This is a genomic window from Candidatus Binatus sp. (assembly GCF_036567905.1).
Taxonomy (GTDB): domain Bacteria; phylum Desulfobacterota; class Binatia; order Binatales; family Binataceae; genus Binatus.
This window is the reverse complement of the sequence record NZ_DATCTO010000094.1, coordinates 53,037-74,565: the sequence shown is the minus strand read 5'-3', so window position 1 is coordinate 74,565 and position 21,529 is coordinate 53,037. Positions and strand designations below refer to the sequence as shown.

25 protein-coding genes are annotated in these 21,529 nt (G+C 61.5%); 16 read left to right on the top strand and 9 right to left on the bottom strand.

The annotated features are described in order from the left end of the window. Positions 1-7: 7 nt before the first annotated feature. Both VIO10_RS14750 and VIO10_RS14745 read left to right on the top strand, forming a co-directional pair. Positions 8-814 (top strand): endonuclease/exonuclease/phosphatase family protein, encoded by an 807-nt coding sequence (locus VIO10_RS14750; protein WP_331965850.1) that lies wholly within the window; start codon positions 8-10, stop codon positions 812-814. 414 nt (positions 815-1,228) lie between these two features. After that, positions 1,229-1,834, top strand: a complete 606-nt coding sequence (locus VIO10_RS14745; protein WP_331965847.1) for a hypothetical protein — start codon at positions 1,229-1,231, stop codon at positions 1,832-1,834. 145 nt (positions 1,835-1,979) lie between these two features. Here the strand turns inward: VIO10_RS14745 and arsB are convergent, their stop codons facing one another. The 4 genes from arsB to VIO10_RS14725 form a co-directional block, all read right to left on the bottom strand. Then, entirely contained in the window at positions 1,980-3,068 is a 1,089-nt protein-coding gene (arsB, locus tag VIO10_RS14740; protein ID WP_331965844.1) for an ACR3 family arsenite efflux transporter, read from the bottom strand. Between the two features lie 41 nt (positions 3,069-3,109). Beyond that, positions 3,110-3,655 carry an arsenate reductase ArsC gene (locus VIO10_RS14735; RefSeq protein WP_331965841.1) on the bottom strand — a complete coding sequence of 182 codons (546 nt, stop codon included), beginning with the start codon at positions 3,653-3,655 and terminating at the stop codon, positions 3,110-3,112. Further along, positions 3,655-4,035: a metalloregulator ArsR/SmtB family transcription factor gene (locus VIO10_RS14730; RefSeq protein ID WP_331965838.1), complete on the bottom strand. Its 381-nt coding sequence runs from the start codon at positions 4,033-4,035 to the stop codon at positions 3,655-3,657. The genes VIO10_RS14735 and VIO10_RS14730 overlap by 1 nt, the downstream gene beginning before the upstream one ends. A gap of 88 nt (positions 4,036-4,123) precedes the next feature. Further along, positions 4,124-4,354 (bottom strand): DUF4911 domain-containing protein, encoded by a 231-nt coding sequence (locus tag VIO10_RS14725; protein ID WP_331965835.1) that lies wholly within the window; start codon positions 4,352-4,354, stop codon positions 4,124-4,126. A 60-nt stretch (positions 4,355-4,414) separates the two neighbouring features. Here VIO10_RS14725 and VIO10_RS14720 point away from each other — a divergent pair, with 60 nt between their 5' ends. Further along, positions 4,415-5,299 (top strand): ArsA-related P-loop ATPase, encoded by an 885-nt coding sequence (locus tag VIO10_RS14720; RefSeq protein WP_331965832.1) that lies wholly within the window; start codon positions 4,415-4,417, stop codon positions 5,297-5,299. Then, positions 5,296-6,459, top strand: coding sequence for an ArsA family ATPase (locus tag VIO10_RS14715; RefSeq protein ID WP_331965829.1), 1,164 nt, complete (start codon positions 5,296-5,298; stop codon positions 6,457-6,459). The genes VIO10_RS14720 and VIO10_RS14715 overlap by 4 nt, the downstream gene beginning before the upstream one ends. Here the strand turns inward: VIO10_RS14715 and VIO10_RS14710 are convergent, their stop codons facing one another. Next, positions 6,460-6,807: a hypothetical protein gene (locus VIO10_RS14710; protein WP_331965826.1), complete on the bottom strand. Its 348-nt coding sequence runs from the start codon at positions 6,805-6,807 to the stop codon at positions 6,460-6,462. Between the two features lie 40 nt (positions 6,808-6,847). Between VIO10_RS14710 and VIO10_RS14705 the strand changes: the two genes are divergently transcribed. Next, positions 6,848-7,129: a hypothetical protein gene (locus tag VIO10_RS14705; protein ID WP_331965823.1), complete on the top strand. Its 282-nt coding sequence runs from the start codon at positions 6,848-6,850 to the stop codon at positions 7,127-7,129. Here VIO10_RS14705 and VIO10_RS14700 read toward each other — a convergent pair. Beyond that, entirely contained in the window at positions 7,110-8,261 is a 1,152-nt protein-coding gene (locus VIO10_RS14700) for an alpha/beta hydrolase (protein ID WP_331965820.1), read from the bottom strand. The genes VIO10_RS14705 and VIO10_RS14700 overlap by 20 nt on opposite strands. 141 nt (positions 8,262-8,402) lie before the next feature. Between VIO10_RS14700 and VIO10_RS14695 the strand changes: the two genes are divergently transcribed. From VIO10_RS14695 to VIO10_RS14680, 4 genes are read left to right on the top strand one after another with little or no spacing between them, the layout of a single operon-like run. Further along, the gene (locus VIO10_RS14695; RefSeq protein WP_331965817.1) at positions 8,403-9,323 is read left to right on the top strand and encodes a TIGR03560 family F420-dependent LLM class oxidoreductase; all 921 of its coding nucleotides are present in this window, start codon (positions 8,403-8,405) and stop codon (positions 9,321-9,323) included. Then, positions 9,316-10,056 carry an MlaD family protein gene (locus tag VIO10_RS14690; protein WP_331965814.1) on the top strand — a complete coding sequence of 247 codons (741 nt, stop codon included), beginning with the start codon at positions 9,316-9,318 and terminating at the stop codon, positions 10,054-10,056. The genes VIO10_RS14695 and VIO10_RS14690 overlap by 8 nt, the downstream gene beginning before the upstream one ends. A gap of 22 nt (positions 10,057-10,078) precedes the next feature. Next, a complete protein-coding gene (locus VIO10_RS14685; RefSeq protein WP_331965811.1) occupies positions 10,079-11,083 on the top strand; it encodes a phosphotransferase family protein in 1,005 nt (334 codons plus the stop codon). 9 nt (positions 11,084-11,092) lie between these two features. Next, a complete protein-coding gene (locus VIO10_RS14680; RefSeq protein ID WP_331965808.1) occupies positions 11,093-11,545 on the top strand; it encodes a hypothetical protein in 453 nt (150 codons plus the stop codon). A gap of 419 nt (positions 11,546-11,964) precedes the next feature. Here the strand turns inward: VIO10_RS14680 and VIO10_RS14675 are convergent, their stop codons facing one another. Continuing rightward, positions 11,965-12,342 (bottom strand): hypothetical protein, encoded by a 378-nt coding sequence (locus VIO10_RS14675; protein WP_331965805.1) that lies wholly within the window; start codon positions 12,340-12,342, stop codon positions 11,965-11,967. A gap of 65 nt (positions 12,343-12,407) precedes the next feature. On the opposite strand from VIO10_RS14675, the gene VIO10_RS14670 reads away from it, so the two are divergent. After that, positions 12,408-13,952, top strand: coding sequence for an acetolactate synthase large subunit (locus VIO10_RS14670; protein WP_331965802.1), 1,545 nt, complete (start codon positions 12,408-12,410; stop codon positions 13,950-13,952). Positions 13,953-14,147: 195 nt separating this feature from the next. On the opposite strand, the gene VIO10_RS14665 is transcribed toward VIO10_RS14670, so the two are convergent. After that, positions 14,148-14,777, bottom strand: a complete 630-nt coding sequence (locus tag VIO10_RS14665; RefSeq protein WP_331965799.1) for an HAD family hydrolase — start codon at positions 14,775-14,777, stop codon at positions 14,148-14,150. 488 nt (positions 14,778-15,265) lie between these two features. Beyond that, positions 15,266-15,760, bottom strand: a complete 495-nt coding sequence (locus tag VIO10_RS14660; RefSeq protein WP_331965796.1) for a helix-turn-helix domain-containing protein — start codon at positions 15,758-15,760, stop codon at positions 15,266-15,268. 159 nt (positions 15,761-15,919) lie between these two features. Between VIO10_RS14660 and VIO10_RS14655 the strand changes: the two genes are divergently transcribed. The 6 genes from VIO10_RS14655 to VIO10_RS14630 all read left to right on the top strand — a co-directional run bounded on the left by VIO10_RS14655 (position 15,920) and on the right by VIO10_RS14630 (position 21,520). Further along, entirely contained in the window at positions 15,920-16,642 is a 723-nt protein-coding gene (locus VIO10_RS14655; RefSeq protein WP_331965793.1) for an SDR family NAD(P)-dependent oxidoreductase, read from the top strand. 168 nt (positions 16,643-16,810) lie between these two features. After that, the gene (locus tag VIO10_RS14650) at positions 16,811-17,518 is read left to right on the top strand and encodes a TetR/AcrR family transcriptional regulator (RefSeq protein WP_331965790.1); all 708 of its coding nucleotides are present in this window, start codon (positions 16,811-16,813) and stop codon (positions 17,516-17,518) included. Next, the gene (locus VIO10_RS14645; protein ID WP_331965787.1) at positions 17,515-18,492 is read left to right on the top strand and encodes an HlyD family secretion protein; all 978 of its coding nucleotides are present in this window, start codon (positions 17,515-17,517) and stop codon (positions 18,490-18,492) included. The genes VIO10_RS14650 and VIO10_RS14645 overlap by 4 nt, the downstream gene beginning before the upstream one ends. After that, the gene (locus VIO10_RS14640) at positions 18,489-19,430 is read left to right on the top strand and encodes an ABC transporter ATP-binding protein (RefSeq protein WP_331965784.1); all 942 of its coding nucleotides are present in this window, start codon (positions 18,489-18,491) and stop codon (positions 19,428-19,430) included. Before VIO10_RS14645 ends, VIO10_RS14640 begins: the two co-directional genes overlap by 4 nt. A gap of 3 nt (positions 19,431-19,433) precedes the next feature. After that, complete coding sequence (locus VIO10_RS14635; RefSeq protein WP_331965781.1) at positions 19,434-20,387, top strand: ABC transporter ATP-binding protein; 954 nt, start codon at positions 19,434-19,436, stop codon at positions 20,385-20,387. Then, positions 20,384-21,520, top strand: a complete 1,137-nt coding sequence (locus VIO10_RS14630; protein WP_331965778.1) for an ABC transporter permease — start codon at positions 20,384-20,386, stop codon at positions 21,518-21,520. The genes VIO10_RS14635 and VIO10_RS14630 overlap by 4 nt, the downstream gene beginning before the upstream one ends. Positions 21,521-21,529: the final 9 nt, after the last annotated feature.

The window sequence follows — 21,529 nt, the reverse complement described above, 5'->3', positions numbered from 1 at the left end:
AATCGCCATGCGCGACATCTGCCTTAAGGTTCTTTCATGGAACCTGCACGCAATGGCGTGGCCATTGTCCAAAGACCCCGGCGGCCGGATGGATCGGGTAAGCGCGAAAATGCGCGAACTGTCGCCGGACGTTGCGCTATTTCAGGAAGTCTGGTTCGGCTCGCTTGTCGATCGTCTTACCCTGGCGCTGCAACCCGATTGGATTCCAATCTGCATCAAGCGCCGGAGCGCCGGTCCCCGGGGCGGACTGCTCGCATTCGTCAGCGCCTGTGCGGGATGGCGGGTGCGCGCAGCGCCGGAGTTTCACGCCTTCGCCGCGAGCGCGCCGGCATGGAAAGTCTGGGAGGGCGATGGACTCGGCGGCAAGGGCATTCTGACCGTCGAGCTCGAGCGCGGCGAACAGCGCATCTGCGCTGTCAATACTCATCTCCAGTCGGCATATCCGGGGATCGACTATGCCGATGTTCGCGAAGCGCAGCTCAACGAGCTTCGCGAGATGGTGTCCCGCTTCCATGCATCGCTGCCCGCGATAGTTGCGGGAGATTTCAACACCGACTCGCGCGAGTCTCTCTATTCACTCATCGCGGCCCTCGGGACGGATCTGACTGCCGAGGCGCGCGAGCGAGGCAGCCTCGGAACATACGCGGACTCCCATGACCAACGCCCCGAATGGATTGACTACATCGTCGCAGCCAACTCACACGCGTGGACTGCTTCGGCAAGCCTCGAGCTCATCGCGAATCAGCGGGCCGATGTCCCCTACTCCGACCACAGCGGTCTTTTCTGCACGCTCACGCTCGCGCGGCGCCAGTAGGGAAGCAATTGGAAATGGAACTGCAGGTGACGCGACTACGCGGCCGCATTCGCGAAATAGGCGCCCGCCGGCAGGCTGTTTGCCTCGATTACTTCTAAGGAACAGATTTGCCGCTCGGCCCTCTTTTGAGGACGAGCCTGAACGTGGACTCCCCCAGTGAAGTCACTTGGTGATTTCCGAATTGAGCACGAAGAGTGCCCCGCCGTACCAAAAGCTCATTTTTGTGCGCGAGAGGGCGTTGCAGCCAACTCAGCGATTGCTTAACTGATATCCAAGCATGTGCTGTGGCGATCGTGGCTCAACGGGAGTTGTTCGACTCGATCGAGCCGGCTTGTTTTGTTCGTCGCAGCCAAGCGTAAAAACCCGCGGCCTAACGTCGTAAAGCGCCGCGTAACAGGATTAGGGAGGGGACCGATGAAATTCAGATTCCTTATGATTGCGATGCTTGCCACAGCCGTGTTTTGCGCCGCGCCCACTTGGGCAGGTCGGAACGGACCGGCACCAGCGCAGAACGGATCGGCAAATCAGCAGGGAGCTACGCCGGACTCTACAACGAAACCGTCGAACTACAGTATTACCCTGACCATGATCGAAGCGCCGACCACCTGCGCTGCCGGCTACTGCACAGGTGGAGAGGGCTTTGAATCGTTCTGTCCAAGCGGTTCGTGCTCATGCTGCACCTACACTGGGACTGCCAGTGGCTCCGCGGGCAAAGGCGCGATGACGTTTTATGAGACCTACGATTATGGCGCCGGATCTACAAGTTATGGCATCGCATGCTCACCTGCATACGGCGAAATAGATATCGCTGGTTCAAAGGATACCGAGGCTATCGCGTTCACAGGCGGAGACTGTTTTCCCGACACGGCCCCCTACTACGCGCCGAATCTTCTCAACGGCGGGTGCATGCTCTGGGACAGCAATGTTTATACAACTGGCGGAGCAATTGCCGCGTGCGGTGGCACTTACAGTTCCAGCAACAACACAAAGTTCAGAATTAAGGGCAAAGCCCTGAAGTAGGCTGGTTCGGGCTGCATGCTGCTGAGTGGCAGCCGTTGACGAAAAACTTGAGGGGCCGTTCCAGATAGCTGGAACGGCCCCTGTCTTATTCAACGGGGAGTCCGAAACCTCGTGAGGTTTCGGAATTTTAAGTCCGCATCTCTTCTTAACATTGGGTGCAGGCGTCGCCGCTGCGAAAATAACGGCGCCGAGCCCATAGCGCGACATCCACCAGACCAATCATCACCGGGACCTCGATCAACGGGCCGATTACGGCGGCGAATGCCGCCCCGCTGTCGATCCCGAAGGTCGCGACCGCGACTGCGATTGCCAACTCGAAATTGTTGGACGCCGCGGTGAAGGACAGCGTCGCGGTCTGCGGATAGGTTGCGCCGACGGCGCGGCTCAGTACGAAGGAAAGCGCGAACATGATCGTGAAGTAGAGCAGCAGCGGAATCGCGATGCGCACGACATCGAGCGGCAGATGCACGATTTTCGCGCCCTTGATCGAAAACATCACGACGATCGTGAAGAGAAGAAAGACCAGCGTGAGCGGACTGACCTTCGGAATGAAACGCTCGCGATACCAGACCTTGCCCTTGCGCGAGGTAAGGATCTTCCAGGTCGCAAAGCCCGCAACGAACGGCACGCCCAGGTAGATGCCGACGCTTTCCGCGATCTTGCCGATCGTGACTTCGACGATAGCGCCGCTCAATCCGAGCCATCGGGGCAGCACCGTCACGAACACGAATGCATAGAGTGAAAAGAAAAGCACCTGAAAGATCGAATTGAACGCAACCAGTCCGGCACAATACTCCGAGTCGCCGCCGGCGAGTTCGTTCCACACGATCACCATCGCGATACATCGCGCCAGGCCGATGATGATCAGCCCGGTCATATACTCCGGACGATCGCGAAGGAATATCACCGCGAGCGCGAACATCAGGATCGGACCGATGGTCCAGTTCTGGACCAGCGAGAGGCCAAGGATTTTCCAATCGCGAAAGACATCTCCAAGCTCGTCGTAATTCACCTTCGCCAGCGGCGGGTACATCATCAGGATGAGCCCGATCGCGATCGGTATTGAGGTGGTGCCCACGCTCAGGCGATCGAAGACAATCCTCACGCCCGGCGCCGCCGCTCCCAACACGACCCCGGCCGCCATCGCCAGGAAGATCCATAGCGTCAGGTAGCGGTCGAGAAACGAGAGCCGGCGAAGGACCGGCGTCTGTGCCATCGTCATTGATGCGTTCATTGCTAACTTCTCCGTATCGGCGGAGGTGCGAGATGCAGCCGCTACTCGCGCCCTTCGGGGAGTTTGACCTTGCCGATTTCCTTGACTCGATCCTGCAGAGCGAAACTGTCAAGTGCCTCGATTCTCAGGCTCGTGAAAATCTTGATGCGGTTTTCCAGCTCGCGGTAGACGCGGAAGAAGAAGCGGCGCTTTTCCTCGTCGCTTCCCTCATACGCCGCCGGGTCGGCCGCGCCCCAGTGCGCAGTGATCGGTTGTCCCGGCCATAGCGGGCACTGCTCGGCGGCCGCCCGATCGCAGACCGTGAAGACAAAGTCGAGCGGCGGACTGTCCGCACGGGCAAATTCGTCCCAGCTCTTGCTGCGCAAGCTGGAGGTGTCGTAGTTCAGCTCCTGGAGCAGCTCTAATGTCATCGGATGGACGGCGCCCTTGGGATGGCTCCCGGCGCTGTATCCTTTGAACTTTCCCCTGCCCCACCGTCCGATCGCGCATTGCGCCATGATGCTGCGCGCGGAATTGCCCGTGCATAGAAACAAGACATTGTATTCACGATTGGCCACGGCGCGGTCGTCCGTCGAGGATCGGTTCACTATTGCGCTTTCCGATTTTTCTTTGGCGTGACAGTCTGCTGAGACGCGCATTCGGATCCGCTGTCTGGCGCGGCGGCTGAACCGCATAGCTCCGGCCACCCGCCGCAGCAGTTCTCAGTCAGGTACGCAAGCAGATCGCTCATCGCCTTGAAATTGGCGCTGTAGATGATCGATCGGCTCGCGCGCCGCGAACTCACCAAGCCCGCAAATCTGAGTTGGTTCAGGTGAAATGACAACGTGGGCGAGGGCTGACCCAGGCGCGTGCCGATCTCGCCGGCCGGCAACCCCGCGGGACCCTTCTGCACCAGCAGACGAAAGATGTCGAGCCGAGTCCCTTGCGCCAGCGCGCCCAGCGCCACGATTGCGGTTGACTTCTTCATATTTTCATACTTATAAAGATATAGCAAAATAAAGTCAAGCAGGTTTAAGCAACCGAAAGAACGCCCCCTGTCTTCCTCCTTTCCCCTGCTACGCGAGCCGCTCGATCGTGAACTGCGCGGCCAGCGACACCATCATCGCCTCGACTTCGTCGCGCGAATCCGCCGAGAAGTAAATCCGCAGATGATGCCGCGTGGGATCCTCGGTCCGCAGCGTCGCGAGATTGTCGTAGGACTCGACGATCGACTTGAACAGCACGATCTGCTCGGGCGGTATCGCAATCAGCATCGAATCGATCGCCGGCGGTTTATTTTCGCTCACAACCAACTCTCTTCCCGCGCAAGGTTTACTGTTCGCTGCGCGACCCTTACATTCTAGCCGATGACGCTGCCGCGGGTCTTGTTCGTAACCGGCAAAGGTGGCACCGGCAAGAGCACGGTCGCTGCCGCGCTGGCGATTGCGCTGTCGCGCCGGCGTCCGACCACGCTCGCCGATCTCGACCGCCGCCTGTCCGCGGCCGCGGCGCTGGGCGCGACGGTGGAGGATTCGACCGCGGTCAAAGTCACCGACTCGCTCGACGCCGTCGCGCTCACGCCGCGCGCCGAGCTCGAAGCCTTCATCGAGCGCATCGTCCCGATTCGCGCCATCTCGCGCCGGATGCTGCGCAGCCGAACCTTTGGTTACGTAACCGCCGCGCTGCCGGGTCTCGAGGCTTTTCTGCTGCTGGAACGTCTCCGGATCATGGCGGGAGACGCGGCGCTCGAGGATCATTTTCTCGTGATCGACGCGCCCGCCTCGGGCAGCGCGCTGGAACTGCTCTCTGTCGCGTCGGGCGTGAAGGGAATCGCGCCCGCCGGCACGCTGAACCGGCTTGCCCATTCGGTCGACAGGTTCCTCACCGACGCGACGCGATTCGGCGCGATCGTCACGATGACGCCGGAGGATCTCGCGGTTCGCGAGGCGCTCGAAACCGCCGCCACGATGCGCGAGCGGCTCGGCATCGTCACCGTCGCCGCGATAATCAACTGCGTTCCCGATTTGCTCTTCGATGCTTCCGAGCTCGCCGCACTGAGTCCGCTCGGCGGCCACGCCCGCCTGGCCATGCGCCGAAACGCCGCGCACAAACAGGCGGCTCTAGCCGCGCCGCGGTTCGCCGCCGCCGGCATCCCGACCTTCAGCCTTCCGATGATGTTCACGCCGGCCATGGGACTCGGCGAAGTCGAGAAACTTGGCCGCGTGCTGGATGCGGAGTTGCTCGACCGATGAAGCCCAGGGCCGTACCGCTCAAGCCGTCTGCCCGTCTCAAGCATCCCGCCAGTCCCGAGTCGTTCGACTTGCGCTCGCAAAGCCTCGTGATCTGCCTGGGGCCCGGCGGCGTCGGCAAGACTACCATCAGCGCCGCGCTCGCCGTGCACGCCGCCGTGATCGGACGCGCGGTGGATGTGATGACCGTCGATCCCGCGCCGCGCCTGCTCGACGCGCTCGGCCTTGGAGCGGATTCATCCGAGCCGATCGAGGTCCGGCTCGAGGGCATTGGTCATGCACGCCGTGGCGGCGGGTCGGGTCGCGCGAGGCTGCGCGCGTTGCGCCTGGATCCAAAACGCACCTTCGATTCGATCGTCGCGCGTTACGCGCTGTCGGACGCGGCGCGCGACACGATTCTTGAAAATCGAATCTATCGCAATCTCTCGGGCGCGCTTGCGGGAGTGGCGGACTACATGGCGATGGAAAAGCTGCTCGAACTGGCAGCCGACCCATTGACCGATCTGCTGGTGCTCGACACTCCTCCGGCGGCCGAGGCGCTCGACTTTCTCGACGCGCCGCGGCGCCTGCTCGAACTGCTCAACTCGCGCGCCGTCAGTCTGCTCGGCGCGCCCGCCGGACTGTTCCGGAGCCAGTTGCGGATGGTGGATATTGCCGCGCGCGCCGTGCTCGCGGCGTTCGATCGCGTGACCGGCCTGAATCTGCTGAGCGACGTCCAGTCCTTCGTTCGCAGTTTCGACGGCATGTACGAAGGTTTTTCCGCCCGCGCCGCGCACGCCCAGGACAAGCTGCGCGCGCCGGACACGGCAATCGTGATCGTCACGACCGCGGAGTCGAGCCGAATCGCGCAGGCGCGCGAATTTATCGGCGCGCTGGAGCGTGCCGGCTTGCGGGTCGCCGCGATGGTCGTGAATCGTGTGATCGCGGAGCTGCCTGACGCCGCGGAACTATCGTCGGCCCGGATCGCGCCGTCGCTCAAAAGAAAATTGAAGCGCAATCTCGCCGACTACGCCGCGCTCAAGACGCGCGAGGAGGTTTCGCTGAGCGCTCTGCGCAATTCGCTTCCCGGCGGGGCAGTCCTGATGGTTGCGCCCGACCTCGGCCGCGAGCCGCGCACCATCGCGGACCTCGCCGAAATAGGCCGCAGCTTGCGCGCCGGCTAATCAGCCCGGCTTCTTTGCGCGTCTAACCGCGGGCTTCGCTTTGGTGGGTTCGTCATGATCGAGAATGCGATCGAGTTTGATACTGAGGTTCAGCAGTTGCGAGCTCAGATGATCGAGCCGCGCTTTGAGCTCGCGAACGTCCCGCTTGGAGGGGATATTGACGAAGTCGAGCACCTGTTCGACGTTGCGGTCGAAAGATCGCTTGTTCGCCATGAAACGTTCACCCGCCCGCCCGAAACTCGAGCGCATCCTCTCGTTTGACATGATCTCATTGAACAAGCCGGTGATGCCTTCTTCGCTCATCTGCCGTAGCTTGTTCATCAGGTTGTCGTCGTCGCGGCGTGCCATGATTCTCAACTATATATAGAGTGTCGAGCCGCGCAAACCGATGACCACTATCGCCAGCCTGCTAAGCATCGCGTCCGGATTCGCCCTGATGGGGTACCGCGAGCCGCCCGCGAATCTGATCGCGACCTCGATCATCATCGATCTCGCGCTCGCTCCCTTAACCGCGATCATCGCATCGCGCCGCGGCCGCTCGACCATTCGATGGACCGTCGCCGGACTCGCACTCGGCGCGTGGGCGCTCGCCGCGGTCATGATTATTCCGCCCCCCGCTCCACCGCGCCCCGATGCCCCCCAGTATCCACCTACTTCTGATGCTGCTTGATCCACGCTGCGGTCGGCGCGAAGACCCGGCTCTCAGACTTCGTTCCCGCCAACACGTCGAGATGGCCCCAGTTGTCGAGCTTGGTAAATGAGGGGTCGGGCGCGCCAGTCGATTTCGCCGCCGCTTCGACCTGGGCGGGCCATTGCGCGCCGAAGTTGGTGCTGGCGAAGGCGATCACGGGAATTTTCGACGCCTTGAGCGCCGCAAGCAGCTCGGGCGTGAATGGATTCTCGCGGTCCTGAACGGCAGGCCAGTAGCGATCGTAGCCGATTAGCAGTTTTGCCAGCACGACGGCGTCGGAAAAGCCGCCCTGCGGATTTGCGAGTCCGCCGTGGCCGCCGAAGAATCCGCCCGCATCGTACACGACGTGTTCCAGGTTTTCGCGCGCGGTTTTGTACTTGGGAATCGGCGCCGGCTGATCGGGATTCTCGATCACCATCTGCATGAGCTTGTAACGCTTGTCGTAGGTCAGATGTTCGCCACCGATGTCGTCGGCATAGTGGCCGGCCGGCAGCGGCGCGGCGCGCATCGGGTGAGTCGGGATGAATCCGTCGAGCGCAATGATTCCCGCGACGCGCTCGGGATGGCTGGCGGCGTAAAGGTAGGCGAACTCGACGCCGCGGCTGAAGCCGGCGACGAACAGTTTGTCGCGGCCGGTTTTTTCACCGACGAATTTCGCAGCTGCGTCAATGTCAGTCTCGAAGAGATCGTTGGTCCATCCCGCCAGCTCGGAGAGATCGCTCTGCGGCGTCTGTGGCGGAATGAAATGCGTGCGATAATCCATCGACCACACGTCCGCGCCGTGCCCGGCCAGATAGACCTGGAACGAGTAGCGCGGATCGTCGAGCGCTTCGCCATTCATGTTGGTGCCGGGGAGATAGAGCACGATCGCCTCGGGATGCGCGGGCGGAGTCGGACCCTTGGCGACGCGATGCAGCGCGATCTTATCGAACGGCGATTTGCCCACCGTCGCGGCAAACGTCCATTGGTAAATCCCCGGCGCGCCTTTGAGTTCGCGGGCCGCGCCGACGGCGCTGAATCCGGTTTCACCGGCTGACGCGACCGCGCCCAGCGCGATAAAACAAATCAGGACCGCCAAGAGGTCAAGAGCAATGCGCCGTCGAATCTTCATGGGCCTAATCCTGTCCACAATTTCGCCTCGTCGCACAAGTGCGCGCCCGCGCCGGCCCGTCGCCGGTTGACCCTTCGCGGTCCGCCGTGCGAAACAAAGTCGGCAGGTTCTCACGCCGATCACGCACGGGAGTAAATTTCAATGAGCAAGAAAGCGCAATTCGCCCTGTTTTCTCCGCAAGCCGGACAATCGTGGCATCAGCTCGAAGAGCGGGCGCATCGATGCGAGAAGCTGGGCTACCATTCGATCTGGCTGGTCGATCACATGTGGACGCGCGGGATGCCCGATCTCGACCATCATGAATGCCTGGCGCTGATGGCGGGGCTGGCGGCGAAGACCGAGAAAATTCGCATCGGCACGCTGGTGATATGCAACTCGTACCGCAATCCGGCGCTGCTGGCGAAGACGCTTGCGACGATCGATCATATCAGCAACGGCCGTCTCGAAATCGGCTACGGCGCGGGCTGGATGGACGAGGAGTACAAGGCTTATGGCTACCAGTTCCCCTCGATGGGCACGCGGCTCAAGATGTTCGAGGAAGGCCTGCACATCATGAAGGCGATGTTCACCGAGAAGCGCGCGACGTTTAAGGGGCGCCACTACTCGATCGAAGCAGCGAGCTGCAATCCCAAGCCGGTGCAGCAACCGCATCCTCCGATTACGATCGGCGGCAGCGGCGAAAAGGTCATGTTGAAGCTGGTCGCCAGGTTCGCCGACCGATGGAATTGTCCGGCCGGCTACGAAAGCTTCGAGCACAAGTTCAACGTGCTCAAGCAGCACTGCAAAGACGTCGGGCGCGACGTAAACACCATCGACGTGTCCGAGCAGTTGCTGGTGTGCATCGGCAAGACCGAGGAGGAAGTCGAGCAGAAGTGGAAGATGGCGCAGATGCTCAAGCCGTTCATCACCACCGGAATCAAAGGCACGCCCAGGCAACTGGTCGATGAACTGCGAAAACGCATGGCGATGGGAATCACGACGTTTACGATTTTCTTCAGCGACTTCGCGCCACCGCCGACGCTCGAGTTGTTCGCCAGCGAAGTGATGCCGGCATTTGCGTAAGACCATCGGAATTTGCGCGCCGGCGATCCGGCGATTATCGACGGGCGCCGCGTTCATTCTTGGCCTGCTGGCCGCGGGATGCGCCAGTCAGCCGTTGTATTATTCCACGCAGCTTGATACGACCGGCGGGCTGGGCCCGGGCGACCCGATAACTCACGCGTCGGCGACCATAGGCCAGGTGACGGCAGTCTCGCCGATAAGCGACGGCGACTGCGAAGTCGCGTTTGAAGTCGATGGGTCTCACGCCGCCGAAATGCACTATGATTCGATAATGACGCTGAACAACCTCGGCGCGACGCCGTCGCTCGATGTGATGAACGTGGATGCGATGAGCCATAGCGCACCGTCGGGCACGCGGCTGGACGGTGCGTCGAGCATGAACGAGACGCAACTGTTTATCATGGCGCGCGGGCCCGGGAGTTTCGCTCAGGCGCTGGGACAAGCCGCAGGCGCGACGACGGCGCCGCCGCCTTCGCCTGCGACCGTGCAGATGACGCAACTGCTGGCGCAAATTTCGCAGCAGACACTGGCGAGCGCGATTGCAATCTCGCCGCCTACTCGCGAGCAGCTCGAGCAGGCCAAGCGCGAGGCGCTCGGCGTCGAAAGACAATTGATGCGCAACGGCAAGGTCGAGCAGGCGGAGCGCCTGCGCGCACAGATGGGCAGCATGATGGGTGGAATCACGGCGCCGGTAAACCCGGCGGCGCTTCCGCCGACCTCGCCGAATCCTTAGCGCCAGAGGGATCGTCACTAAAATGGATCAACATCGACTGACCGAATATTTCAAACGCCGGATGCCGCATGCGAGCGAGCATCGCGTGGTGGGCCTCAAACGAATATCCGGCGGTTCGTCGCGCGAGACGTATGCCTTCGATCTGGAATGGAGCGAAGGCGGGCAGACGCGCACGCGCGCGATGATCGGGCGGCGCGATCCGACTGGCGGACTGCTCAAAACCGATCGCGAGCGCGAGTTCAAAGTGATCGCCGCGATGCATCGCGCGGGCCTCAAGGTTCCCGAGCCCCTGTTCCTGGAGCTCGACGCCAGCGTGATGGATCGCCCGTTTTTCATCATGGATCGCGCGCCGGGCCGCACCGGCATGTCGGCGTTTCCGGCGGTGGAGCCTGAAGCTACGCGCGCGAAGGTCGCAGATGACTTCCTGAGCGAGCTGGCGCGATTGCAATCGCTCGATTACCGCGAGTACGGGCTCGAGATTCTTGGGCCTCCGAAAAATCCCGAGGACCCCGCCCGCATCCAGACAGCGCATTGGAGCGAAGTGTACGAACGCGACCGGATGGGCGAAAATTATCCGATCCTCAGCGCGGCGCTCGCATGGCTCAAAGCCAACCCCGTCGTGACCGACCGCGTGGTGATCGTTCATGGCGACTATCGTTCGGGAAACTATCTATACGACGACAATGGAATCATCGCGATGCTCGATTGGGAGATGGCGCATCTGGGCGACCCGATGGAGGATCTCGGGTGGGCATCGATGACCTTCTGGGGACGCGACGAACTAGCCGGCGGCCTGATGGAACGCGAAGCGTTTTACCGCCTGTACGAACAGAAGACCGGCCATCGCGTAGATCGGGAACGGCTGTTCTTCTACCGGGTGCTCGGCAACGCGAAGATGGTCGTGATTTGTCTGACCGGAATCCGCGACTTCGTCGAGGGACGCACATCCGACTCGATGATGCCTTTTCTTGAACTGCTAATCCCGCAGTTGTTCGAGGACTTGGCCAACCAACTTCGATTGGTCTGAGGTGGTCAGATGCTACGGCCAACGTTGAATGAAGTCATCAGCGGAATGCAGCGCACGATCATGGACGCGTTGCTCCCCGAACTGACATCGCCTTACGCGCAAGGCCAGGCGATGTCGGCGATCCTAATGCTGGGCCATGCTGCGGGAGCACTCGAGTCGGCGCCCGCGTACGACGCAGCCGAGATAAAAGATCTGCGCGCGACATTTGCGGCGCTCAAGCGGCTGGGCGACAAGCACATCTCGAAAAAAAGCGGGCTGCGCGGCGCGCTGGCGCGCGCGATTCGCGCTGGCGCAAAAAATCCGCCCGATCGACGTGCGATGGAAGCAGCGATGGCCGCATTTGCCGCCGCCGTCGCTCTTGGCCACGCCGATGACGGCGTCGCTCGCCACGTCCGCGGCTACCTCCGGCGCAACCTCGAGCGCTCGCGCAACTTGATTGGCAGTTCGTTGCCGATCGCCTGATTCATCCACAGCCCTCGCAATATTCCGGCCGGTGCTGGAGTCCTGTCGCTATCCTATGCAATAAGACGCTATCTCTAGCCACCGCCAATTACTCCCAAAACGACTATTCTTAGCCAAGACCTCTTGCTCATCAAATCAATTAAAATAAATTATATAGAACTAAACTAAGCATAAGAAAGAAGCCAATAGCTAAATATACAGAAAGGCCTAAATATCTTGTGGCAATCTTGCGAACTGCGTCGCAATCTTGCTACAAAGAGGCAGGGATTGTAACATGCGCCTTGATGCAAGATTCGAAGGGTCCGAGCTGTGGCAGTACAAACTGCGAGGATGAAACCATGAGCCTCATCACTATTCCGACTCCTGGAATGCCCGGTGGCCCATGTCGCGGGTCTTGTAATCATAGCAAGTGCCACACGTTACGAGCGATGTCGGAGGAGCGATGCGTTCACTGCGGCGTCCGTTTCGGTTTCGGCGCCAAAATAACCGGCGAGCCTCCGATGCATCTGAGATGCGCGCAGACCATTGCCGCGCGAAGCGGCGCACCGGTTGCGCATCCGATCAATGATCCCGCAGCGGCCCATCAGTTCGCGAATCGTCGCGGCGACAAGCGCTAGCGCCGTCTCATTTGTATTCTCGATTTGACGCCGGCACGCCGATTCGGCGTGAATGGTGACTTGCGCTTGACACCTTTGTTCCGTGCGCGGTACCGCTCGTTTGACGCGATTCGCGCGGCGACGGTGTGGCACTGCGCAAAGTCGGTAATGATCGATCAGAAAAGGAATAAGTTCGGTCATCAGAATCCCGCGCCCGATTTCATGAGGATCGGGCGCCGCCCCGCCGCGCAGCCGAGGATTGGATCATGAATGGGGCTGAGAGCCTGATTCGCACCGCGATCGCAGCAGGGGTCGAGGTGTGTTTTGCAAATCCGGGAACAACCGAAATGCCGTTGGTGGCGGCGCTCGATTCCGCCGACGGGCTGCGGCCGATTCTCGGATTGTTCGAGGGTGTTTGCACCGGCGCCGCCGACGGCTACGGACGGATGGCGGAGAAGCCTGCTCTGACGCTGCTTCATCTCGGACCCGGCTTCGCCAACGGCATCGCGAATCTCCATAACGCGCGGCGCGCGCGCTCGCCGATCGTGAATTTGATCGGCGACCATGCGACGTGGCACGTGGGCGCCGACGCACCGCTCACTTCCGACATCATTTCGCTCGCGACTCCCGTTTCGGGATGGATACGGAGCGTCCGCAATTCGGCATCGCTCGCCGACGCGACCGCGGATGCGATCGCGGCGGCGGGCCGCGCGCCGGGGCAAATCGCGACGTTGATCATCCCGTCGGATTGCCAGTGGGATCCTGCCGAGCGCCCGGCTGCGCCAATCGAGCCGCCGGCGCCGCCGGCGGTGTCCTCTGATGCGGTCAAGCGGGCGGCCGAATCGATGCGCAAAGGCGATCGGGTCGCGCTTTTTCTCGGCGGCATCGCGCTTCGCGCACGTGGCCTGAAGGCGGCTGCGCGCATCGCCGCGAAGTCGGGATGTCATCTGATCTGCGAAACTTTTCCCGCCCGACTCGAACGCGGCGCCGGTACGCCGACGGTAGATCGCCTGCCCTACTTTCCTGAGCAAGCGATCGAGATGCTGAAGCAGTTCGACTCGATTGTCATCGCCGGTGCGAAAAAGCCCGTTGCGTTTTTTGGCTACCGCGATTTCCCCAGCCAGCTGATTCCTGAGGGCATCGACGCCGCGATCCTGGCCGAGCCGACCGATGACGTTCCGGCCGCTCTGGAAGCGCTCGCAGGCGAAATCGGGGCGCCGGTTTCGGGGGTGGCGCGGGCGAAAATGTCGCGTCCCGAACGTCCCGTCGGAAAACTCGACGCGATGACCGCGGGCGCCGCGATTGCGGCGGTGATGCCCGAGGGTGCGATCGTAATGGACGAGGCTGCCACCACCGGCCTGCCGTTTCTGGCCGCGTCGGCGGGTGCGCCGCCGCATACATATCTCTCGCTCGCGGGCGGCGCGATCGGGCAAGGATTGCCGTGCGCAACCGGCGCGGCCGTCGCGTGTCCCACCAGGCGCGTGATCGCTTTTCAGGCCGATGGCAGCGCGATGTACACGCTGCAGGCGCTGTGGACGCAGGCCCGCGAATCGCTCAACGTCACGACGGTGCTGTGCAACAACCACAGCTACCGAATCCTGCAGTTTGAACTTGCGCGCGCGGGCGTGACCGAACCCGGCCGCAAAGCGCGCTCGCTCACCAGCCTTTCCAATCCCGATATCGATTGGACCAGTCTGGCGCGGGGAATGGGTGTGGCGGGCGTGCGCGTCGAGACGGCGGAGGCGCTCACGCTTGAGCTGGAGCGCTCGCTCGCGACGCCGGGTCCGACTCTGATCGAGATGATTCTCTAGCAGGCTGTTGAAAAAGTAATTTTCAACGCCTGCTCCCTCTCTCTTGTCTCCCCCAAAGGGGGTTTTTCACTGGTCTCCCCCTTTGGGGGAGATGTTGTAGGTAAGAAGACAGTTTTTGCGCAGGGTGTTGAATGGTGCGAGACCCGACCTGCCTTTTGATACGAGTTTTTCAACACCCTGCTAGCCCAGCGCGCCTTACGCCTGGCTCGCGTCCAATCGTTCGAGAGCTGCTCGCAGGTCGGCAATCGTCGCAATCAGGCGGTGATGTTCGATGCGGCTGCCGACGCCGATGAAATGCATGCCCGCGCTCTCGGCCGCCTCGCGATCTATCCTGCTGTCGCCCACGTACACGGCCCGCGTCGCGTCCACAGCCGCGCGTTGGAGGCACAGGCGCAGGATGTCGGGGGCAGGCTTGGGGCGAACCTGGTCGAGTGCGCTGGCGACGGCGTCGAATACGCCGCCAAGGCCAAGATGCTCGACCAACGCGGGCACCGTCGCCGATCGATTGGTCGCCAGCCCGAGCTTGTAGCGCCGCTTGAGCCCGAGCATGAACGGGCGCAACTCAATCGGCGGCCGCAGCATCTTGAAAAACGGCGTCTGATCCATGCTGCGGGTCAAATCGTGCATCCTGCCGAGCTTGGCCGCGTCGCCACGCGCGCGCGCCGCAAACACCTCGCTCGCGGCAAACGAAATCGCCGCGATTTCCTCGTCACGGTCCAGTGGCGGTTCGCCGATCCTCGCGAAAATCCAGTTGTAGTAGGCAACGTTCGATTCTTCGGAATCGAACAGCACACCGTCCGCGTCGAACATCACCAATTCAATCATGTTAAACGAATATTGTGCGCGGATGGCGCGCGCGGCACCAGACGGCCAAGCGCGCGAGCACTGGTTCGATTTGCGGACCTGACGAACCGAACTGGTGGCCGACATCGCGCAACTGGTTGCGCTCGCTGGTGCGGTCGGCGAAGGTCAATAGAAGGCGCATCCGCCGCGAGGATCAGACTGCGAGGGGGGCGCGATTCTGACTGATCGAAAAGGGCCGAAAAGAGCAATTCATACCATCCGTAGTGGTTTTGACACGGCTCCGCTCTAGGGCTAGCTTTGTTCCGTCAAAAATTATTTCTGCCACAAGCGGGAGTCGTCCGATTTCGGGCAATCCCGGCGAATATGAGGCATCCTGGCGGTTGACCATAGTGTACGCATAGCACGTCAAATCCGCCGGCGTCAGGCTGAACTAGGTCATCCCCAAACCCGGCCTGAAACCCGGATCAGGAGTCACAGGGATTCGCGCGTGGGTTCAGTTTGAGTGACAGTCAGCGCACGGGGCGCTTGCGATCGGCCCGCTCGCCCCGCCGCGCGTGCGGCGGCCGGCGCGGAATCGCTACGACTTCGCGCGCCGTGAGATGATCCCCGCAATGAGAACAGACCATATCCGGCGCCATCTTCGCGCCGCAGGCGCGATGCATCAGCGTCATCGGCGGCCCTGATTCGTCACAGAGCCAGGTGTCGCCCCATCGCATCATTGCGATCAACACGGGATAGAGTTCGAGTCCCTTTTTGGTCAGCCGATACTCGACGCGGCTGTTGTCGCCCTCGCTGCGGGCGCGATCGAGGATTCCGTCTCGCACCAGGTCACGCAGCCTCGAGCTCAAGATGTTGCGCGCGATTCCGGTTCCCTGCTGAAACTCGTCAAAGCGGCGGCGTCCGAGAAACGCCTCGCGCAGTATCAGCATCGTCCACCGCTCGCCGACGACCGCAAGCGTTCGCGCCACCGAGCAGTTCATCTCCTTGACCGAATCCCATCGCATGGGTGTCTGACGCTAGCCTCCCTCGAGTTGAAGTTCGCGTGCCGCGGCGTTCCCCGGTTACGCGGCTCGACGGAAATATCGTTGCACTTTGAAACTTGCTTTGCTAACTGTATCAGTTGCAAAATGAAACTGCGTTGCGGACCGGCGCAGGAGGCAGACATGGGAGCATCAAATCGTCATCCAGTTTGTGCGGTTATCGGGGTCGGACCCGGTTTGGGCGCCGCGCTCGCGCGCAGATTTGCCAAGCAGTACGCGGTCGCATTGGTTGCGCGCGGCGAAGACAAACTGACCGCACTCGCGAAGGAAATCGAGAGCGCCGGCGGCAAGGCGATCGCGGTCGGTGCGGATGTCGCCAAGGCCGCGGATATAACCACGGCATTCGACAAGATTCGGCGCGAACTCGGCGAGGTGGACGCGCTGCTTTACAACGCGGCGATGCGCCCGTTCGGCAAACTGATGGAAACCAAGCCGAGCACCTTCGAGAACACCTGGCGGGTCAACGCCTTTGGCGCGTTTTTGGCGGCGCAGGAGGTTGTTCCGGCGATGCTGAAACGGGGCAGCGGCACGATTATCTTCACCGGCGCGACCGCCGGGGTGAAACCGTTTGCGACTTCGGCGGCGTTTGGGCCGGCGAAATTTGCGCTGCGCGGGCTGGCGCAGGTGATGGCGCGCGATTTGCAGCCCCATGGCATTCACGTCGCGTACGTCAACGTGGACGGAGCCATCGACATGCCTTTCATCCGCGAGCGATTTCCGCAGCTCAAGGCGGACGACATGCTCAAGCCGTCCGCGATCGCCGAAACCTACTGGCATCTCGCGCATCAGGACCGCAGCGCATGGTCTCACGAAGTGGACGTTCGGCCGTTTGGGGAGAAGTGGTAAGGAAACGGGCGCGGCGGCGCGGCGGAATTTAAGGCCGCGCAGCAGCCACCCTTTCACGCCTTGTAATCGGTGAGGCAGATGCCACTGCCCTTGACTGGCGAAATGCGGCGGTTTAATTAACTGATCAGTTAATAGCTCAATTAACTGTGCGGTTAATGAGCGTGACGCATGACCCGCCGACGCACACCTGTCCGCAATCTCAACCGCACGCGTGAGAAGATCCTCGCCGCCGCGCTCGCCGAATTCTCGGCCCGCGGCTTCGCCGGCGCGCGAGTCGATGCGATCGCCGGGCGCGCGCGGGTAAACAAGCGAATGCTCTATTACTGCTTCGGCGCCAAGCAGGACCTCTATCGCGAAATCCTGCGCCGCAAAATCGACGAGCGGGCCGGAATAATCGAATCCATACCCGACGACTTCGCCGGTGCGCTGGCGCACATCTACCTGGCCGTCGGTACGGATATCGACTTCGTGCGGCTGATGGAATGGGAGGCGATCGACAGCGGCGGCAGAAAGCGGATCGCCGAAGCCGAGCGCCGCGCGCTGTTTGAGAAAGCAGTCGCCCGGCTTCGCGCGCTGCAGCGCAGAGGATCGATTCCCCGCGGCGTCAATCTGAGTCAACTTTTCATTTCGATGTTGTCGCTGGCCTTGTTCCCGCTGGTCATGCCCCAGTTGATCCGTCTGATCCACGGCATGGAACCGACCGACCCGCGCTTCATGCGTCAGCGCGCGAATTTTTTGCGTTGGCTTGGAGATCGTTTGGAGCACACCACAGAGCGTGTCCGGATTGGGTCTCGGCGCCGGCGCAATCCAGTGGCGCCGTCGCAACCCGCCGTTCATCGCGGCCGGCCCTTCAAAAAGCCCGGTCAACTCACATGAAGAAACGAACTGTCCTCGTGGTTGCGGTCCTGATACTTGGCGCGGGAGCATGGGCGGCCTATTCGCTGTTCTTCGAGCACGGCGGCTCGGCCAACCGTCTGCTCGTTTCCGGCAACATCGAGGCGCACGAAAGCGTGCTCAGCTTCAAGACGGTGCAGTCGCGGATCGTCGAGCTCCCGTTTGACGAGGGGCAGTGGGTAAAGGCCGGCACGCTGCTGGCGCGCCTGGAGGACCACGACTACCGGCAGCAGGTTGCGGTGGACGAGGCGTCTCTGTTGGTCCAGCAACGGCAACTCGCACTCGCTTTGCGCAATCTCGAAGCCGCCAAGCGCACGGTGGCCATCGATCAGGCCGATCTTTGGCAGAAGACCATAGACTATCAGCGCGACCAGGAGCTTTGGCGAAGTAACATTATTCCGACTCAGACCCGTGACCTTGCTGAAACCGCACTGAAGCAATCGCGCGCGGCGCTCGAGCGCGACCAGGCTCTGCAAGCGGCGGGCGATGAAAGCGTCACCGTCGCGCAGGCCAACATCAAGAACGCGCAAGAGAGCCTGAAACTCGCCAGGATCATCCTTGGGTACACAACCTTATACGCCCCGTTCTCGGGCGTCGTGTTGGTGCGAAATGCGGAACTGGGCGAAAACATGCAGCCGGGCACGCCGGTATTCACCCTGGCCGACCTCGACCACGTGTGGCTGCGCGCCTATGTCAACGAAACCGATATCGGGCGGGTTCGCTTCGGGCAGGCGGCGCTGATCACGACCGACAGCTATCCGGGGCACAAGTACCTCGGCCGCATCTCGATGATCTCGGAAAATGCCGAGTTCACCCCCAAGAGCGTCGAGACCCACGCCGAGCGTGTGACCCTGGTCTACCGCATCAGGATCGACATCGAGAACCAGAGCCACGAGTTCAAGCCCGGAATGCCGGCCGACGCCACTATTGAACTGAGCCCGCCGGGATCGCCATGAGCGACGAAATCGTACAGGTCGATGGGTTGACGAAACGTTTCGGTGAGGTCACCGCCGTCGACAACCTGAGCTTCAACGCGCGCAAAGGGGAGATCCTTGGATTGGTGGGTCCCGATGGCGCCGGGAAAACGACGGCCTTGAGGATTCTCGCGGGAGTTATGCCTGCCGATGCCGGCGCCGTCCTGGTCGCCGGGCAGGACGTTGTGCTCCAGCCGGAAGCGGTCAAGAGCCGAATCAGCTACATGCCGCAGCAGTTCGGCCTCTATGAGGATCTCACCGTCGCCGAGAACATCCGCTTTTACGCTGATATCTTCGAAGTCAGCAGGACAGAGCGCCGACATCGAGAGCAGCAGTTGCTCGAAGCGTCGGGAATGAGCCGGTTTCGGGACCGCATGGCCGGCCAGCTCTCGGGAGGCATGAAACGCAAGCTTGGCATTGCCTGTGCCCTGATCCACACGCCGCAACTGCTGCTGCTCGATGAGCCCACTACCGGAGTCGATCCCGTCTCACGCCGTGAGCTTTGGAGCATCCTTTACTCGCTGGTCTTCGAGGGGGTAACGGTGCTGGTCTCGACCGCTTATCTCGATGAGGCCGAGCGCTGCCACCGGCTGCTGCTGATGCATCAAGGCCGCCGTCTCTTCTTTGGCACGCCCGACGAGCTTAAGAACATGCTGCCCGGTGCGGTCCTGTCGATTAGCTCGCCCGATCCCCAGGCGCTGCAAACGGCCGTCGCCGGTGAGCAGGGTGTTTTGAGCGCAACGGCGATGGGCGACGTGCTGCATGTGGTGGTCGATGATCCTGATCGCCGGCTTGCGCAATTGCGCGGCGGGTTTGAACACGCAGGAGTTCCGTTCGGCGAGCCGCGCCGGATACCGGCAAGCGTCGAGGACGTTTTTGTTTACGTCATCTCGCAGCAGCAAGCGCAACCAGGCTCGTGAACAATGGACGACGCGGCGTCAATCGTAGTCGATCATCTGGTGAAGCGGTTCGGCGCCTTTATCGCAGTGAACCAGGTGAGCTTCCAAATCCGCTCCGGCGAGATTTTCGGTTTGCTGGGGCCCAACGGGTCGGGGAAATCCACCACCATACGCATGCTATGCGGTCTGTTGACTCCGAGTTCGGGTTGCGCGAGCGTCGTCGGCTTTGACGTCGCGCGCCAGGCTGAAGAGGTCCGCCGGCACATCGGGTACATGTCGCAAAAATTTTCTCTCTACAACGATCTGACTGCGATCGAGAACCTTCAATTCTTCGGCGGCCTCTACGGGGTCACGGGGCGCGCGCTCGACGAGCGCATCGCGTGGGCAATCAAAATGTCCGGGCTCGCCGGCAGCGAGCAATTGCTGACGGGCGAGCTGTCAGGCGGTTGGAAACAGCGACTCGCTTTGGGCTGCGCCGTACTGCACCGCCCGCGGGTGCTCTTTCTCGACGAAGCCACGGCCGGAGTCGATCCGCTTTCGCGCCGTCAGTTCTGGGAGCTGATTCACCAGATGTCGCGCGAAGGAGTCACGATCCTGGTCACCACCCACTACATGGACGAGGCGGAATACTGCAATCGGCTGGCCCTGATAGACCAGGGCCTAATCGTTGAGATGGGAACCCCAACCGAGATCAAGCAAACCGCCATAAAAGGCGATTTGTTCTTGATCGAATGCAGCCCGCTCGGTAGCGGACTCGCGGCCGTCAAGCAGGCGCCGGGAGTGCTCGAGGCTTCGGTCTTCGGCGCCGCCCTGCATGTGGTAGTCAGCACCGGGCGGGAGCCTGTGACCGAACTTCCCGCCTTCCTGGCGGCTCACGACGTTCGAGTCGATCGCATCGAACTCATCTCCCCGTCGCTCGAAGATGCCTTTGTCTCCCTTACTGGAAGCCGGGCTCTCAGCAGTGAAGCTTCTCAATGAATCTCCGACGAACAGCGGCCATAAGCCGCAAGGAATTCATCCAGATTCGGCGGGATCCGTATAGCCTCATCATTGTGCTCTTCCTGCCCCTGATTCAGATCCTGTTGCTCGGCTACGGGGCGCGGCTCGATGCCAACCATATACCGGTGTACGTCCTGGACCAGGAAGGCAGCCAGGACAGCCAGGCGCTGCTCAAGGCATTTCAAGCCTCACCCTACTTCGATGTGATCAAGGCCGTTAACAACTACCACGCCCTCGTGCGAGCCATCGATGCCGACCAATGCAAGCTCGGGATTGTGATTCCCTGGGACTTCTCCAAGCGTCTTGCCGATGCTGGCCACACCAGCGTCCAAGCTCTAGTTGACGGGACCGACGACAACAGCGCCCAACTCGCCGAGGGTTACGCCCAGGCGGTGGTGGCAACCTATGCCAGCAACGTACAGCTTGACTGGTTCGCACGTTATGGTCTTTCCCAGCAGGTAACCAGCCCTATCAGCGTCGACTACCGCACCTGGTTCAACGAAGACCTGGAAAGCAAAAATTTCATCATTCCCGGAACTGTCGCGCTGGTGATGGCACTGATGGGCGCTTTGCTGTCATCGCTTACCATCGCGCGCGAGTGGGAACGTGGCACCATGGAGCAGCTGATCGCCACTCCGGTAACCGCGCTGGAGATAATGGTGGGAAAGCTGGTTCCCTACCTGGGTATCGGATTGGCCGACGCCGTGCTGTGCGCGGTCTTCGCGGTCGGCTGGTTTGAGGTGCCCTTCCGCGGCGGATTGGGGGCGTTCTTTCTCGCTACAACCTTGTTCCTGATCGTGATTCTCGGCATCGGCTACATGATCTCGGTTGCGACCAAGAGTCAGCTCGGCGCAAGCCAGTACGCGCTGCTGGTTACGCTGCTGCCTACCTCGATGCTGTCGGGCTTCGCCTTTCCGATCGATCAGATGCCGGCGCCCATACGAGCTATCACTTACCTGGTTTATAGCCGCTACTACGTGAGCGCCCTCAAACGTATTTTTCTCAGCGCCGCGAGCATTAACGATCTTGTTCCGCAGGTCGTGGCAATGACCATCTACGCGCTGGTCATCGGCTTTTTTGCCACGCGCGCGTTTCACAAGAGCTTGCAGTAAAGGAAAGTC